Origin of the sequence: Paenibacillus sp. RC21 (assembly GCF_044907935.1) — a bacterium.
GTDB classification, from domain to species: domain Bacteria; phylum Bacillota; class Bacilli; order Paenibacillales; family Paenibacillaceae; genus Paenibacillus; species Paenibacillus terrae_A.
Map to the genome: position 1 here is coordinate 118,058 of NZ_JBIYCS010000008.1, position 13,289 is coordinate 131,346.

Below are 13,289 nucleotides of genomic sequence, written 5' to 3' on the forward strand. Positions count from 1 at the left end.
TTTGAAATTGTTAACCTTAAATGTACATGCTTGGATGGAAGAAAATCAGCTCGAAAAGCTAAAACAACTGGCCGCTTTTATTCATGAGCAGCAGTTCGATATCATTGCTTTGCAGGAAGTGAACCAGTCTATGGACGAGGCTCCTTTATCGCCGGACGATTTGGGCGCTTACTATAGCGCTGATCCTGAGGTGGTCATTAAGCGCGATAATTACGCTTATGTGCTGAATGGGTTATTGTCCGATACCTATTATTGGACGTGGGCCCCCGCACATATTGGCTTTGCCAAATACGATGAGGGCTTGGCGATTTTGTCCAAAACACCGATTACAGGCACGGTGAACGAATATGTTTCCTCGCTACGGGACTATGACAACTACCGATCCCGTAAAATTGTGGGCGTGCAAACTGCGGTGGATGGAGTATCGGCTTGGTTTGTGAGCGGGCACTACAACTGGTGGAATGATGAGGAATCCTTCCGTGGACTATGGGACCGTACAACGGAGGTATTGAATCCTTTTGCGCCGACGCCTGTTTTTATGATGGGGGATTTCAACAATGCGGCTGAAGTGCGCGGGGAAGGGTATGACTATGTGCTGCAATCCGGCTGGTCGGACACCTATCCGAACGCAACGGTACGTGATGAAGGCCATACGGTCATCAAAGCCATTGCAGGCTGGGAAAGTAACGCCGAACCGCTGCGGATTGACTATATTTTTTCCAACAAACCCGTACAGGTTCAATCTTCAACTGTCGTGTTGAACGGAAAAACGGGATTAGTCGTATCCGATCATTTCGGGGTTGCAGTTGAATTGGAGCTGTAATTATAGGTCAAGGAACAGGCTGCCTGCTTATGCAAGTGGCCTTTTTCTTGAGGATTTCAACTTTAACCGAATGAAGTATTGGATAACAATAGCCATAAGCACCAAAAGCATATTGTAATAAAAAGGGGCATTTATGTTAAAACGTTCAATGAGTACGCCTGCGATGATTGGAGAGACAATGGCCCCTAATTCCGAAAATGATACGACGTTGCCGATAAATGAACTTCTATTTTCCTCAGGAATGACATCCCCCAGTTGTGAGTAAAAAGAATCCAGATAACTGGCTCCGCCAATGCCTCCGATGAACATCCCCAAGTATACAATCCATGGTTCCTTGAACCAAAGAAACAAGGCTATTTCCACCATGATCAGCAACAGGCCAATAATACTGAGGATTAAGCGATCTTTGAGCAGATCGGATACTTTGCCAATAAAGGGTGCTGATACAAACGTCGATACCCCGATGATTGTAAAAGCCAAGCTGATTTCTACAGGGCCCCAATGGAGCTTGTAGGTTGCATACACAGAGAAGTACGTTAAAAATATGGCGAATGCACTCATTTCAAGGAAATGAACGGTGGAATAGAGCAGTAGCTGTTTCGTTAGCATGGTTTTTCTTTTCGATTCATGAAGGGGTTCTTGCTGCTGCTGAGGTTTGGAAGAGAGACGGGGGAATGTCATTCTGGAGACGGCAACGAAGGATATACAGGAAAAAATAGCGACGAAATAGAACGGGACAGCTAAAGTAAAATAGGAAACAATGATTCCACTCATGATAGGTCCCAAAATCGTACCTGCACCTTCGCTGCTGCTGATATATCCATTGAGGATACCTCTATTCTCCGTGGTACTGATCTGGTTAATGGTGACTCTTACAAAGACGGTTAATCCTATCGCCACCAAGCCTTGAAGGAGTCTAAGGATGGATAGAATGAAGAAGCTTTCTGCAACCGGGAACAAGAGCATACAAATGATTTCAGCGAAGAGTAAGCTCAGCCCCAAGCGCTTTGCGCCAATCTTTTCATAAATTCGTCCTGCCAAGCCTCCACCCAGAAATCTTCCCACATAAAATAGAGAAAATAAAATACTCATATTGAGTGCGGATATGCCGAACTGTTCTACATAAATAGCAAAGAGCGGGAGGATCATACTCCCGCTCATATTAGCAATAAGGCTAATGACAATCATACAGATGATATTATGGCTTAAATGTATACGCCTCTTCATATCCTCGAAACCTCTCTTTGATTATGCATAATGGGGGACCATTTTTCTGATTGCTCCTGATGACGCATAAAGGGCTCCAAATCAAGGTAGGATGAGTATAAGTAAGCAGGGCACAAGGGGAGTAATTCTCCCTAGGATACGCAGGTGTGCTCCTCATTGTGCCTGATTTCCCGAGGGCACAGTTTTCCCTTTAAGCGGGAAAGCCCCCTCCAGGCGGCGGCCAAGCTCCATAAATACGGCGCAGCAGCACGATTTCGCCCAAATGATATGAGTTGTGGGAAGCGATATTCCGCAGCAGTCCCGCTTTCGTTTCACCGGGGAAATGGGCCAGCGAATCATCCAGCTGTGCGGTTTCGGCAATCTTTACAGCCTGATCTACGCCCTGCAAAAATTCCTTAATAACTGCCTGCCATGCTTCTTCACTTTGCGGTCCGGTTTCTTCGGGCCAGCTTTCCATCACATTGCCCGGAAGTTGGGGCTTCCGACCTTCCAAATGCTCCAGCATAAATTGCTGCCAGTAGCTCATATGCTTCAACAGTTGATAAATGCTGTAGGGCATTTCTACATTTTTTTTACCTGCCAGCTCAGCGTCGATATCCGGCAAAGCCCGAGCCACTCGAATATGTCCACGTTCACCGACCAGCGATTTAACCAGTGCTTGACCGAATAATTGGTTTGCATCCGACATGTAAGATCATCCCTTTCATAAGAGCTTGTCTCATTTTACGATTATACAATTAAATTTTTGGAAATGAAAATTAAAGCATGGTTTGCGAGAGAGAAGAATTTTCTGAAAAAAGTAGTTGATAATTATTCTCAATATAATTACAATAAAATTGTTTCATGAGAAACGAAAAATCATGAATCAGTATGATTTTTATTTAGATGCGAAAATGTTAAAGGGGAGCTTTTCGTATCTTATATTGTTTCTTTTGAAACAAATTTAAGCTATAATGAACGGAGGGATACGCCAAAGGAGTGACTATCGGTTTGTATGGAAAAAGCCACAATCATTCAGCACGTCTATGACCTGCTTATCAAAACTAACCATCAGCTGGAGCAGTATCAGCAGAGAGAGAGTATGTCTTTTCTCGAAGAAGTCCACGAGCATTTTGATGGGAATGCTTCGCTCAAACTGACTGATGTTCACGTCATTGACTGTATCGGGAGGCATGAGCCGATTAATGTTACGACATTAGCGGATCGGATTGAGCTGAGCAAAGGTACGGTTTCGAAAGTCAGCACCAAACTGCTCAAGGAAGGCTGGATTCGCAGAACCCAGCTTAACGACAACAAAAAAGAGATTTATTTTCGTCTAACCCCGTTGGGTAAAAAGCTCTTTCTTGTGCATGAGCGGCTTCACAATAAAGTACAGCATCAGTTGCTTCAATTTTTAGATCGTTACAGTACGGAGGAATTAAATGTCTTGAAACGCTTGTTGTCCGATGGTGTCGGTTTTTTGGGTGCAATGGAACGCCAGGACAAGAGTGTGGAACCAAAAGACTAGAAGATGATCAGCATTTTTTAACCAAATGGCATCTGCGTAACCCTTCTCATGTGGTGGCACATTAGGGGGTAAGCAGGTGCTTTTTTAATGTAGCAGCCTTTTGGCCTCCATATAGAACACCTGTACAAATTTTTTTGTATTGATCCGGGCTTGAGACAGCGAGGGTTCCACATTGTTTTGCAGTTCCAGCATTTTTTTGCGGATTTCTGTAAAATCAAAAAATTTGGACGCATAATTTTCAAATTTAGGGTGGGTGTAATCCGTCAATCCGAGCGACACGATATGGCTTAGTGTCTGGAAAATAGCGCGGCGGACGCGCTGCTCAGATGCTTTGATTTCCTTACTCAGCTCTGTCGCAGAAGCCGAGCTTCCCAGCCGTTTCAAGGCTACATTCGCGAAGATATCCTTCAACGGTGGGAACAGATAGGGGGATAGGTTACCCGTATCTTCCTCATACTGGTCCAGATATTCCAGCATGTCCAGCAAATCCATACTGCCTGCTTCGCCGATCATTCCCATTTCGGAGAGCAGAAACTGCCCGGAAGTTGTGATGCTTTTGGTCGGTTCTACTGTTGTCGATGGTCCTCTCGATGTGAACATCGAGAGCCCCTGTAGCGTGCGCTGGATATCCGTGATAGATTGCTGCATACGCAAACGTTCGGACACCTTATGAATCACCGCAATAATCTCCAGCCGATTCAAGGGCTTGGCAATGTAGTATTCAATACCGAGCGAGTATGCCTCGCCGATCATGTTTTTGGATTCAATGCGGGAAATCATAATGATTTTGCCGCTGAATTGATCACTGAGTGCACGCACCGTCTGAATGCCATCACGAATCGGCATCAGCAGATCAATGAGCAATACATCAATCCGGTTAAGCTCCAATAGATCGCTGTTCACATAGGAACCGTCCTCCGCTTCCCCGATAACCTCACCGAGACCTTCATCTTCAATAATGTCTGCCAGCATAGAGCGAATTCCCTGATCGTCATCTACAATATAAAAACGCATCCGGGCTATCTTCCTTTCTCCGTCAGTTTCCGTAAAGGCAATGTGACTGTAAAAGTGGTCCGTACCCTGTCTGTGTGTTCTTCTTCCTGTTGCAGCACAATCGTTCCTTCGAGGCTCTCCGCGACCTCGCGCACATAAAACAATCCCATGCCAGTCGAAGGCTGTCCTTCATCATCATACTTGGTTGTATACCCCGGTGTGAAGACCATTTCCCTTTTACGCTGAGGAATCCCCGGGCCGTTGTCCGTGACACTAAAGGTCACCGTGTCCTCTTTTCCTGGTAGAAACCGAATGGAAACGTCAATCCTTCCGCTGTCCTTCATCGCTTCAACCGCATTGGCTGTCAGATTATTAATGAGTGTCAAAACCGTATAAACATGCAACTTGGACAGCAAAGGGTCAACATTCAGGCTGAAATGAATAGACTTGTCCAGCGCTTGTGCATATTTGTGGTTCGTTCGGACGATCAGCTCCCCAAGCTCCCGAGAAGGCATGTAATGCACTCCGCTTTCCGCATCAATCAGCTTGGACAGCCCGGCATAAATCCGCTGACTGTCTTTTTTGATCTCATGAACCTGTCCGGAAATACGGAGTGCCTGTCTGGCGTAACGGTCCCTGTCTTCCAGAGATTCAGCCTGCTGCAACTCCCGATATAGCTCGTAGCTTTCACGGGTGATCTGCTCTGTATGCGACAGGGTTTTGCCGAGCTGGACGGACTCCTCGTACAGATCCGATACCAGAAGCAGAATCCGTTCGGTCTGCTCTCTTTGCGCCTCTTCATGCTGAACGGACTGCTTCAGGCGAATGATATTGTAGAACCCGAGCACGAAGAAGCTGCGGATCATGGCGATGAGCACCACCTTGCCCATCTTGATGATGTCCCAGAATTCCCCGTCAATGCTCCGTCGGACGCTAAGTTCCGCCACGCTTGCCGCAACCTCAATACCCACGGAGAGGATGCCCACCCGGAGAGCGCGGTAAGGCTCGGCATTAATGTTAAGGACCTGAAAGAGCAGGCCGTAGACCAGGTAATAAAAAAAGGTAGGCCCGTGCAGGGTCACCAGCTCTTCGAAGGAAAGGCCGGAATGGGTAAAATAACTGAGTGAGATACGAAAGGCCACCACGGCTATGCCTGTAAGCAGTCCTGATAATGCAGGCGGAATATGACGAATAGATAGCAGAAAGAAAAAAAATACAGGCGTGCCGAAGCTGAGACGAAATGTATTAAAGAAAGGGTGAATATTCAGCTCGCCCGCCAGTGGTACGACCACAAGCATAAGCAGGAAAAGGAGGATATTCAGCTTCATAATTATTCACCTCCTATGTTATTAGAAAGGCAATGTGAGATAAATTCACAATCCAACATTAAAATGGTGAATTTATTGAAAAAAAACAAATACAGGTGTAGATAATTGTCGGTTTTTATAGATCAGACTGTAGTATAAATAACACCATTTGAATATTAAGAACAGCATACTGCAAAAATATACAAATCAGCCAGGGGGGAGACACGAAATGAAAAAGATTAATTTGACAATGCAAATCTTTATCGGTCTGGCTTTAGGTATTATTATTGGTGCCTTATTTTACGGCAATTCAGGGGTGGAAGTCTACTTAAAGCCGATCGGCGATATTTTTATCCGCTTGATTAAGATGATTGTCGTGCCTATTGTGATCTCAACTCTCATTATCGGCGTAGCCGGCGTCGGAGATATGAAGAAATTGGGTAAACTCGGTGGGAAGTCTATTCTCTACTTTGAAATCGTAACGACGATTGCCATCCTTTTCGGACTGCTCGTTGCCAATCTGGTTCGGCCCGGAGACGGCGTGGATATGTCTCATCTGGCCAAGAGCGATATTCATAGCTATGTGGAGACAGCAGAAAAGACAGGCCACAGCTTTATGGATACGATTGTGCATATTGTGCCTACTAATATTATTCAATCGTTGGGCGAAGGGGATATGCTCGCCATTATCTTCTTCTCCGTATTGTTCGGACTAGGGGTGGCGGCGATTGGTGACAAGGGCAAGCCTGTATTGGGTTTCTTCGAAGGTGTAGCCGACGCCATGTTCTGGGTAACCAATCAGGTTATGCGCCTGGCTCCGTTCGGTGTATTCGCACTGATCGGAACGACAGTAGCCAAGTTTGGACTGGCTTCGCTGTGGCCGTTGCTCAAGCTCGTCTTGTCCGTGTACGGCTCCATGCTGTTATTCATTGTGATTGTTTTTGGAATTATTGCAAAGCTTTGCGGTACCCGTCTTTGGACCATGGTTAAAATTTTGAAAAGCGAGCTGCTGCTGGCTTACTCGACCGCCAGTTCGGAAAGCGTCCTGCCCAAGATCATGGAGAAGATGGAGAAGTTCGGTTGTCCTAAAGGGATTACTTCCTTCGTCATTCCGATTGGATATTCCTTTAATCTGGACGGTTCCACCTTGTATCAGGCACTGGCTGCGATTTTCATTGCCCAAATGTATGGTATTGATCTGCCGATCACTACACAAATCACACTTGTAATAGTGCTGATTATTTCTTCCAAGGGTATTGCAGGCGTGCCGGGCGCTTCCTTTGTAGTTTTGCTCGCTACACTGGGATCAGTTAACCTTCCACTGGAGGGCTTGGCCTTTATCGCTGGTATTGACCGTATTCTGGATATGGCCCGTACAGTAGTAAATGTATTGGGCAACTCGCTTGCCGCCGTAGTCATGTCCAAATGGGAAGGCGAATACGATAAGGAAAAAGGCGAGGAATATGCTGCTTCTTTGAAATAAAATCGAATAAACCGAATATTTGCCGAAAAGAACACTCTTGCAGAGTAAGTGCGAGGGTGTTCTTTTCGTTTCCAGACCTGTGAGGTTCCTCCCTCATTCGACATTTTTCGATATTTTATCTATGAATATTTGGGCATATGGTCTTAAAAAATGGTTCTTTTTACCTAATTAATTTCAATTTTATTTATAATGATTATTGATAATATTCCGATATAAAATATACCGTTTCAAACATTGGTTCAGAAGGGAAGATCATATCATGTTTCTCAAAAAAAACGAGGCTCAATCACTTGCTCCTTTAGTGGAAGAAAGCCGCAAATTGTCGCAAAAAATACAGCAGAAGGACTACTCTGCCGCAATACAACTATCCTCTGCATCTTCTGAGGTTCAGGAAATCGCAAACAATGTCAACCAAGCGCTTGAATCCATCAAAAATGAGGCTCGACACACCGACATTCGTCTGAAGCTCGTCACCAAGGCGATTGAAGTCGGCTTATGGGATATGGAGGTCATTGCAGGTGATCCTGTGAATCCAAACAATACGTTCACATGGACAGATGAATTCCGCTCCATGCTGGGGTATCAGAGCGAAAAGGATTTCCCAAATGTATTGGATAGCTGGGCATCCCGGTTACATCCGGAGGATTATGACTGGGTATTGGCAGCGTTGGCGGATCATTTGCTGGATCATACCGGAAAAACTCCTTATGACATTCAGTATCGCTTAAAGCTGAAGCATGGCGAATACCGTTGGTTCCGTGCGACTGGAACGACAATTCGAGATCAGCAAGGAGTGCCACTGCGAATCGCAGGCGCTTTGCTGGATGTGAATGACCAGAAAATCAAGTCTGAGGAATTGGAAGCAATGGTTACAAGGTATGACCTTGTTAACCGTGTATTAATCGAAGCTCCATACGACATCATCCTGGTTGACGGAGATGTAGAGAATCCAAATAGTGAATTTTGGTGGTCACCGCAATTTCGCAAAACGCTGGGTTTTAGTGATGAGAAAGACTTTCCGAGTGCGCTTAGCAGCTGGGGTTCACGCTTGCATCCAGATGACGTTGAAATAGCGTTTAAAGCGTTGAACGACCATTTGAATGATTTTTCAGATCGCACTCCCTATGAAGTAACTTGCCGCTTGCAGAATAAAAATGGCGAATACCGCTGGTATTATAATAGTGGGGGAAGCATACGTGACAGTAAGGGAGTGCCAATTCGCATGGCAGGTACTATCCGTGATGTAACGTTGGAAAAACAAAAGCAGTCCGTTGCGGACGAGCTCACGCTCAAAATACAGCATCTCTCCGATTCCATTACGGAAATGGTGAATGGTGTCAACTCGGTTAGTAATCAGGCGCAGGAGCTGGCTACGGCTCAAGAGCAATCGACTGAGGCGGCTAATCAGGCCAAAGTCAGCGCGGAAGAGACACAAAACATTTCCAACTTCATTAAAGAGATTGCCAATCAAACGAATCTGCTTGGGCTGAATGCGGCGATCGAGGCATCCCGTGCGGGTGAACAGGGACGCGGTTTTGCTGTAGTTGCGGATGAAGTAAGGAAGCTTGCCATTCACAGCGCCGATGCGACCGGAAATATTGAAACCAGTCTGGACGAAATGAAGACGCTCATCGAGCGAATTTTGCATAACATCGGCAACATGTCTACATTGACGCAGACACAGGCCGCGCTCACGCAGCAGGTGAATGCATCTACGGACGAGATTAACAGCATGTCCAAAGCATTGCTGGATTTTGCGAGAACCATGTAAGTAACATTCTTCTAAGCGCTATGCAAGAATTAGACTGGGCTTAGTCCCGGTCTCTTTACTGATTTTGGAAAATGGATTATAATCCTCAAGAGTGAATCCGAAAGTTACAACTTACAACGATTTTGCGTGGAGAAGAGGAATATACTTGAGCTTGATCAGTTCAATATTGGTTGGGATTGTTGCTCTGGAGCACGTGTACATTTTAATATTGGAAATGTTTTTGTGGACGACTCCACGGGCGATTCGCACGTTCGGCACCTCCAAGGAGCTGGCGGGAGTGACCAAGTCACTGGCTGCGAATCAAGGGCTGTACAACGGGTTTCTGGCTGCCGGGCTGGTATGGGGGCTGCTGTACCCGGATGCTGCGGTAGGGCAACAGATTCAGCTGTTCTTTGTGATTTGTGTTCTGGTGGCTGCGATTTATGGTGCATTGACGGCCAATAAATCCATTTTACTGAAACAAGGATTACCCGCCATCCTGGCATTAATCAGTTTGCTGGTCTTCTAAAAGACACCCTAATCGGGTGTTTTTTTGCTAATTTCGATCACATAATGTCTGAACTTCTAATGAAAAGGGGAATAGGTAGTTTTTAATTGATTGTAAATCCGATTATTCCGATTTATAATATTTTTTATTACACACTTAGAGAACTCGGAGGCTAGAGACATGCGTCGTAATTGGACTGGTGTATTTGTATTGATCATATTAATGTTGGTGGTAAGTGCCTGCTCTGGCGGGAATTCCGGTTCTTCGTCTGCGACAAACGAAAGTGCAGCGAATACGAATGCTACAACAGCTGATAACGGGCAACCCAAGGATGGCGGCAATCTGATCATCGGTGTACAAGCCGATCCGGTGGTGCTGAACCCGAACTATGCGGGTGACCGGGTGAGTCTGACGATAGATCAGGCGATATTCGCACCTTTGTTTCAGGTGAACAACGGCAAGAAGACATTCTATCTGGCAGATAGCCTGACTCCTTCGGCAGACAAGCTGACGTACACGCTGAAGCTGAAAAAGAATCTGACTTGGCATGATGGCGAGAAGCTGACAGCTGACGATGTGGTTTTCACGATTAATAAAATTTTGGACGAGAAGCAGCATAGCTTTTTGAGAAGTAATTTTATGATCAACGGCAAGCCGGTTCAGGTGAGCAAGGTTGATGATACAACGGTGGATTTCAAGCTTCTCCAGGCAGCTCCTGCTTTTGAAGCGGCGCTGGTACAGGTATCCCCGATTCCGAAGCATATTTTCGAGAACGAAGCGGATATTGAGAAAAGCACGAAAAACAACACTCCAGTCGGTTCCGGCCCGTTCAAGTTTAAAGAATACAAAACTGGTGAGTACGTGACACTGGAACGGTTCGATAACTATTTTGGTGGCAAGCCGCATCTGGACTCTGTAACGTACCGAGTTGTGAAGGATTCGAATGCTGCGAGCTTGGCGCTCCAGAATGGCGAGATTAACGTCAACTATGTAGACCCGCAAAACGTGGATACGATTAAAGCAACCGATAAGTTCGATATTTACCCTTACAGTGAAGGCCGCTTGGCTTACCTGATGTTTAATGAAAACAGCGACACAAAGCAGTTGAACAAAAAAGAAGTGCGTCAGGCGCTCTCATACGCATTGAATCAGGATGAGTTGGTTCAGGTATCTTATGGCTCCAAGGATTATGCTGATACTGCGAAGTCTGCTTTGACACAGGACGTGCTGTATCACACGAACGATGTTCCATTTTTCAATAATGATGTGAACAAGGCGAAAGAACTGCTGAAATCGGCTGGAGCTGAAGGACTGAAGCTGCGCATTATTATTCCGGGCGGTAATAAGGTGCAAGAGGCACAAGCGCTGTACATTCAGCAGAAGTTGAAGGATATCGGCGTTCAGTTGGATGTAAACAGCATGGATTCCTCGGCTTGGTCGCAAAAATTCGTCGATACGAATGCCAAGGACTTCGATCTGGCGATCAGCGGCTATATCATGGGTTATGACCCGGATGCGTACCGTATCTTGTACAGCACCGGATCGTCCTCCAACTATTCGCGTTATTCCAACAAAGAAGTGGATAAGTTGATGGAAGAAGGCGCAGCGGAGTCGGATACGACCAAACGTGGAGAAATCTACAAAAAGGTACAAGAGATTTTGGCTGATGATGCAGTTATCTACCCGATTGCTTATACCAAAACGATTGTAGCATTCGACAAGCAGTATGGCGGCATTGATCAGGCTGTGCTGAAACCGGTCGTAATTTTCGAAGATTTGTCCAAAATTTATCACAAATAAGACAGGGTTTTCAAAAAATAAGCTGGGAGAACCAGCTTATTTTTTTCGAGAACAGCAAGGGGAAGAGAAACGTATGAGACAACTCATCGCCAGAAGATTGCTGCAAGTTATACCGATGCTATTTTTCGTATCCATCGTCTGCTTCGGCTTGATCAAGCTGGCTCCAGGTGATCCGGTTCTCTCTTTTGTTACACCGAATATGCATCTGGAAGATATCGAACGTATGAGGCACAGCTTGGGGCTGGATCAGCCTGCTTATGTGCAGTACATGTTATGGCTCAAAAAAAGTCTCACAGGTGATCTGGGTTACTCGCTGATTAATCACCAGCCTGTACTGGATCAAATTCTGGATCGCCTCCCGGCTACCGCCGGATTAATGGGCGCATCCATAATACTGGCTGTCCTGATTGCCATTCCACTCGGCTTGACGGCTGCGGGCAATCGGAACCGCTGGATCGACAAGCTGATTAACCTGATGTCGTACATCGGGATTTCTGTACCGCTGTTTTGGCTCGGCATTTTACTTATTTATTTGTTTGCTATTTATCTGCATTGGCTTCCAAGTACGGGGATGCGGACCATTGGAACGGACTCGGCGCTTGATGTGATCAAGCATGGGATTTTACCGTGTTTTGTACTGGCCTTCGGATTTTTATCTGTGTATGTGAGGTATATCCGTTCCAGTACAATAACGCAGCTCAAGGAAGAATACGTGCAGATTCAATATGCGTTCGGGTCTGGAAAACGACTGGTTTTATTTCGGCATGTGCTCAAGCATGTACTACTGCCTATCATTACGCTGCTCGGTATGTCGGTTGCGGATCTGGTAGCCGGAGCCATCGTGACCGAGACGGTATTTTCCTGGCCGGGCATTGGCTCGCTGGGTATGACGGCGGTAAAAGGGATGGATTATCCCGTTATCATGGGCATTACACTGTTTTCCGCCCTGCTGCTGATCATAGGCAATCTGCTAGCGGATATTTTATACAGCATCGCGGACCCGAGAATTAAATCAACGAGGTGAACTCATGAATCGGAGCAAATGGCGCAACATCGGGATCGAGCTGATGACGAGCAAAATGGGCGCCGCCGCCCTCATACTATTGATCGTATTCTCGCTGGGGGCAATCTTCGCTTTTTTGTCACCGCAGGACCCGAACAAGCTGAACGTGCTGGAGCGTCTTCAACCGCCGGGAGCGGCACACTGGTTTGGAACGGATGACTACGGCCGAGACTATTTTACAAGGGCGCTGTACGGCGGTCGTGTATCTTTGCTGGTGGGCTTCGCGTCCATGATTATTGCGACCAGTATTGGCGCAGTAGTAGGCATTGTAAGCGGCTATTTCGGCGGATGGATCGATAATTTGCTCATGCGGATTTTGGAGCTGATCATGTCGATTCCGTCTTTTTTGGTTATTTTGCTGTTGAGCGTGTTTTTGAAGCCGGGCGTCGGCAATATTATTGTCATTATCGCCCTGCTGATGTGGATGAATATTGCCCGGGTGGTCCGGGCGGAGACGATGACGTTGCGGGAACGGGAATATGTGCTGTATGCCAAAGCTTCGGGACAAAGCACATTCGGGATCATTCTGAAGCATATCGTCCCGAACCTGATTCCGGTGATTATCGTGGGGGCGACGAACAATATCGCTTCAGCGATTATGATGGAATCGTCGCTGAGCTTCCTTGGTTTTGGTGTGCAACTGCCGAACGCTACATGGGGAAGCATGCTGAATAATGCCCAAGGATATATTGCACAGGCTCCATATATGGCGTTATTTCCGGGGCTGCTTATTTTACTGACCGTGCTGAGCTTTAATGTTTTGGGGGACGTGCTGCGTGTAGGCTTTGAACCCAAGCTGGTGAAACGATGATTCACAGCTACAAGACC

The 13,289-nt window shown here is 46.3% G+C and carries 12 protein-coding genes; 8 read left to right on the forward strand and 4 right to left on the reverse strand.

Annotated features, from left to right (window positions below; translation table 11 throughout):
* Position 1: 1 nt before the first annotated feature.
* Positions 2-823, forward strand: a complete 822-nt coding sequence (locus tag ABIA61_RS21860) for an endonuclease/exonuclease/phosphatase family protein (RefSeq protein WP_404581250.1) — start codon at positions 2-4, stop codon at positions 821-823.
* 27 nt (positions 824-850) lie between these two features.
* Here ABIA61_RS21860 and ABIA61_RS21865 read toward each other — a convergent pair whose 3' ends face one another.
* Positions 851-2,050: an MFS transporter gene (locus ABIA61_RS21865; RefSeq protein WP_283654190.1), complete on the reverse strand. Its 1,200-nt coding sequence runs from the start codon at positions 2,048-2,050 to the stop codon at positions 851-853.
* Positions 2,051-2,240: 190 nt separating this feature from the next.
* Positions 2,241-2,738, reverse strand: a complete 498-nt coding sequence (locus ABIA61_RS21870) for a DinB family protein (RefSeq protein WP_404581251.1) — start codon at positions 2,736-2,738, stop codon at positions 2,241-2,243.
* A gap of 306 nt (positions 2,739-3,044) precedes the next feature.
* Between ABIA61_RS21870 and ABIA61_RS21875 the strand changes: the two genes are divergently transcribed.
* Positions 3,045-3,557 carry a MarR family transcriptional regulator gene (locus ABIA61_RS21875; protein ID WP_283654192.1) on the forward strand — a complete coding sequence of 171 codons (513 nt, stop codon included), beginning with the start codon at positions 3,045-3,047 and terminating at the stop codon, positions 3,555-3,557.
* An 84-nt stretch (positions 3,558-3,641) separates the two neighbouring features.
* Here the strand turns inward: ABIA61_RS21875 and ABIA61_RS21880 are convergent, their stop codons facing one another.
* On the reverse strand, positions 3,642-4,571 hold the full coding sequence (locus ABIA61_RS21880; RefSeq protein WP_044644967.1) for a response regulator: 930 nt from the start codon (positions 4,569-4,571) through the stop codon (positions 3,642-3,644).
* A 5-nt stretch (positions 4,572-4,576) separates the two neighbouring features.
* Entirely contained in the window at positions 4,577-5,878 is a 1,302-nt protein-coding gene (locus tag ABIA61_RS21885; RefSeq protein WP_404581252.1) for a sensor histidine kinase, read from the reverse strand.
* Between the two features lie 208 nt (positions 5,879-6,086).
* Between ABIA61_RS21885 and ABIA61_RS21890 the strand changes: the two genes are divergently transcribed.
* The 6 genes from ABIA61_RS21890 (at position 6,087) to ABIA61_RS21915 (ending at position 13,272) form a co-directional block, all read left to right on the forward strand.
* Entirely contained in the window at positions 6,087-7,340 is a 1,254-nt protein-coding gene (locus tag ABIA61_RS21890; RefSeq protein WP_404581253.1) for a cation:dicarboxylate symporter family transporter, read from the forward strand.
* A 259-nt stretch (positions 7,341-7,599) separates the two neighbouring features.
* On the forward strand, positions 7,600-9,111 hold the full coding sequence (locus tag ABIA61_RS21895) for a methyl-accepting chemotaxis protein (protein WP_283654194.1): 1,512 nt from the start codon (positions 7,600-7,602) through the stop codon (positions 9,109-9,111).
* Between the two features lie 145 nt (positions 9,112-9,256).
* A complete protein-coding gene (locus ABIA61_RS21900; RefSeq protein ID WP_283654195.1) occupies positions 9,257-9,619 on the forward strand; it encodes a DUF1304 domain-containing protein in 363 nt (120 codons plus the stop codon).
* A gap of 159 nt (positions 9,620-9,778) precedes the next feature.
* Positions 9,779-11,398 (forward strand): ABC transporter substrate-binding protein, encoded by a 1,620-nt coding sequence (locus ABIA61_RS21905; RefSeq protein ID WP_404581254.1) that lies wholly within the window; start codon positions 9,779-9,781, stop codon positions 11,396-11,398.
* Between the two features lie 73 nt (positions 11,399-11,471).
* Positions 11,472-12,422: an ABC transporter permease gene (locus ABIA61_RS21910; RefSeq protein ID WP_283654197.1), complete on the forward strand. Its 951-nt coding sequence runs from the start codon at positions 11,472-11,474 to the stop codon at positions 12,420-12,422.
* A gap of 4 nt (positions 12,423-12,426) precedes the next feature.
* Positions 12,427-13,272: an ABC transporter permease gene (locus tag ABIA61_RS21915; protein ID WP_025683137.1), complete on the forward strand. Its 846-nt coding sequence runs from the start codon at positions 12,427-12,429 to the stop codon at positions 13,270-13,272.
* Positions 13,273-13,289: the final 17 nt, after the last annotated feature.